Raw genomic sequence first — 2,993 nt, forward strand, 5'->3', positions numbered from 1 at the left:
CGGGGACGAGTACCGGGCGGCGGCTGCGGACATCGTCCGGGCGCAGGCCGCGCCGGCGCTGCGGGATCCGCTCTCGCACGGGTCGATGCTGCAGGCGGCGCTGCTGCTCGCCCGCGGGCCGCGGCACGTCGTCGTGGTGACGGACGACCCGGACGGCGAGCTCGCGACGGCCGCCCGGGGCATCCCCTGCGACCTGCTCGCAATCGTGACCGAGACGCAGGCGGGAGCGCTTGCCGAGGCGGGATTCACGCTCTTCGAGGGCAAGGCGCCCGTCGACGGGATGCCGGCGCTCTACGACTGCCGGGACTTCGCGTGCCGGCTGCCCGTGACCGATCCGGCCGCGCTCAGCTGAGCATCCGGGCGGCCATCGTCGTGGCGAACCGCCGGGGCACCCAGCCGGTGAGCGTCGCCAGCAGTGCGTTGCGTCCGCCCGACACGACACTGCCGATGCGCCCCTTGTCGAGGGCGCGGAACGTCGTCGCGACCACCTGCTCGGGCGTCTGCGATCCGGTCTCCATGCGGTCGGCATGCAGCCCCGACACCGAGCGGAACTCGGTCGCGGTGGCTCCCGGGCACACCGCCAGCACCTGGACTCCGCGGGCATGCACCTCGTGCGCCAGGGCCTCGGTGAACGACAGCACGAAGGCCTTCGTGGCGCCGTAGACCGCCATCGTGGGGCAGGGCGCGAACGCGCCGGTGCTCGCGATGTTCACGACCAGGCCGCGGCCCGCCGCGGCCATCGCCGGCAGGAACGCGCGGGTCAGCGCGACGAGCGCATTCACGTTGAGGTCGATCATCTCGGCCGTGCGGGCGGCATCGGCGTCGAGGAACGGGTCGTGCAGCCCGAAACCGGCGTTGTTGACCAGCGCGTGCACGCGGATGCCGCGGGCTTCGACGTCGGCGTGCAGCGCGGCAGCCGCACCGGGCGCGGCGAGGTCGGCGGGGACGACGGTGGCGACCACGCCGCACTCGCTCGTCAGGCGGTCGGCGAGTTCGCGCAGCCGATCCTCGCGGCGGGCGACCAGCACGACGTCCGCACCGCGGCGCGCGAACTCGGTGGCGTACGCGATGCCGAGGCCGGAGCTCGCCCCGGTGACGAGGGCGGTCGTGCCCTTCAGCTGAAGTTCCATGCGGCAAACCTACGCTCGCCGCGCGACGGCCGCGTCAGCGGTCGGCGATCATCGCACGCAGGCGGGACGCCTCGTCGTCCGGCATCCCATACCCGTGCATGGGAAGCGGATAGGCGTGCTCGCGCACCTCGGCGACGTACGCGGCGACGGCATCCGTCATCGGCCGGCGCAGCTCGGCGTAGTGCTTGACGAACCGGGCCGACGGGCCGCCGTAGATGCCGAGCAGATCGTGCCAGACGAGCACCTGGCCGTTGGCGGCGTTGCCCGCGCCGATGCCGATCACCGGCACGTCCAGCCGCGGCATCATGGCGGCGGTGGCGGCGGCCGGGATCGCCTCGAAGACGAGGGCGAAGCATCCGGCCTCCTGCAGGGCGAGTGCGCTCTCGAACACGGCGAAGGCCTCGTCCGCGGAGCGGCCCCGGGCGCGGTAGGTGCCCGTGATCGCGGCCGTCTGCGGGGTGAGCCCGACGTGTCCCATCACCGGGATGCCGGCGTCGACGATGGCGCGGGCGCGCTGCACCGAGGTGCCGCCGCGCTCCAGCTTCACCGCGTCGCAGCCGGCCTCCTTGACGAACCGCTGGGCGGTCGCCACGGCCTGCACGTCGGATGCCTCGTACGACCCGAACGGCAGGTCGCCGACCAGCAGCGGGGTGCGGATGCCGCGGCGCACGGCCGCCGTGAGCATGAGCATCTCGTCGACGGTCACCGGGACGGTGCTGTCGTAGCCGAGCACGGTCATCGCGGCGGAGTCGCCGACCAGCACGACGTCGACGCCCGCGGCCTCGGCGATCTGCGCGCTGGGATGGTCGTACGCGGTGATCATGGCGATCGGCTCGCCGGCGGCCTTCTGCGCGGCGAGACTCGAGATCGTGCGGCGTTCCATCGTCAGGCCTCCAGGATGCGGTTGTCGATCAGTCGCGCCGCGCCCACGCGCGCGGCGACGAGGAGCAGCGCCTGTGCCCGCACGGCGTCGAGCTCGTGCAGGTCGTCGGGGGAGCGCAACTCGAGGTATTCGGGGTCGATGCCGGCCTCGGCGAGCACCGCGCGGGCCGGGGCGAGCACGTCGTCCGCCGCGGCGGCGCCGGATGCCACGGCTGCCGCGGCGGCTTCGAGGGCGCGGTTCAGCGCCGTGGCCTGCCGCCGTGCGGCCGGGTCGAGGTAGACGTTGCGCGAGCTCATCGCGAGGCCGTCCGGCTCGCGGACGATGGGGCACGCGACGATGCGCACCGGCATGTCGAGGTCGCGCACCAGCCGGCGGACGACGAGCACCTGCTGGGCGTCCTTCTGCCCGAAGTACGCGGCATCCGGGGCGACGACCTGGAACAGCTTCGTGACCACCGTCGCGACGCCGTCGAAGTGCCCGGGCCCGCGCGACGCGCCGTCGAGCACCTCGGTGACGCCGGCCACGTGGATGCTCGTCGCGAAGCCGTGCGGGTAGACCTCGTCCACGGCCGGTGCGAAGAGGATGTCGGCTCCGGCGGTCTCGGCGGCGGCGGCATCCGTCGCCTCATCGCGCGGATACGCGGCGAGATCCTCGTTCGGGCCGAACTGGGTCGGGTTGACGAACAGCGACGTCACGACCAGGTCGCTCTCCGCGCGGGCGCGGCGGATGAGGGACAGGTGCCCTTCGTGCAGGGCGCCCATTGTCGGCACGAGTCCGACCGAGCCGCCGTCCGCGCGGGCGTCGGCGACCGCGGCGCGCACCTCGGCGATCGTGCGGAGGATCCTCATGCGGTGCCTTTCGCCAGGTCCGCGGTGCTCGCGGTGAGTGCGTCGAAGAGGGGGAGCACGCCGGGGGCGCCGGATGCCACCGCCTCCCGCTGCCGGGTGACGGTCTGCGCGTCGCCGCGTGCCACCGGGCCG

Annotated in this window: 3 protein-coding genes and 1 pseudogene; 1 reads left to right on the forward strand and 3 read right to left on the reverse strand. The window is 73.9% G+C overall.

The window, feature by feature from the left end; all coding sequences use genetic code 11:
• Nucleotides 1–352 (forward strand): annotated as a pseudogene (locus tag VJR25_RS15345) (thioredoxin domain-containing protein); the annotation flags it as partial.
• Here VJR25_RS15345 and VJR25_RS15350 read toward each other — a convergent pair.
• The 3 genes from VJR25_RS15350 to panC are packed head-to-tail and all read right to left on the reverse strand — an operon-like array spanning nt 345 to nt 2,861.
• Entirely contained in the window at nt 345–1,130 is a 786-nt protein-coding gene (locus tag VJR25_RS15350) for an SDR family oxidoreductase (RefSeq protein ID WP_324116586.1), read from the reverse strand. The pseudogene VJR25_RS15345 and the gene VJR25_RS15350 overlap by 8 nt on opposite strands.
• A gap of 34 nt (nt 1,131–1,164) precedes the next feature.
• On the reverse strand, nt 1,165–2,013 hold the full coding sequence (gene panB / locus VJR25_RS15355) for a 3-methyl-2-oxobutanoate hydroxymethyltransferase (protein WP_324116588.1): 849 nt from the start codon (nt 2,011–2,013) through the stop codon (nt 1,165–1,167).
• A gap of 2 nt (nt 2,014–2,015) precedes the next feature.
• The gene (gene panC, locus VJR25_RS15360) at nt 2,016–2,861 is read right to left on the reverse strand and encodes a pantoate--beta-alanine ligase (RefSeq protein WP_324116590.1); all 846 of its coding nucleotides are present in this window, start codon (nt 2,859–2,861) and stop codon (nt 2,016–2,018) included.
• Between the last annotated feature and the right edge of the window lie 132 nt (nt 2,862–2,993).

This window comes from Microbacterium sp. (assembly GCF_035277845.1).
GTDB lineage: Bacteria > Actinomycetota > Actinomycetes > Actinomycetales > Microbacteriaceae > Microbacterium.

Bases quoted from the DNA above. Each gene is read 5' to 3' on its own strand.
- VJR25_RS15350 (WP_324116586.1), bottom strand. From the start codon at position 1,130: ATGGAACTTCAGCTGAAGGGCACGACCGCCCTCGTCACCGGGGCGAGC.
- panB (WP_324116588.1), bottom strand. From the start codon at position 2,013: ATGGAACGCCGCACGATCTCGAGTCTCGCCGCGCAGAAGGCCGCCGGC.
- panC (WP_324116590.1), bottom strand. From the start codon at position 2,861: ATGAGGATCCTCCGCACGATCGCCGAGGTGCGCGCCGCGGTCGCCGAC.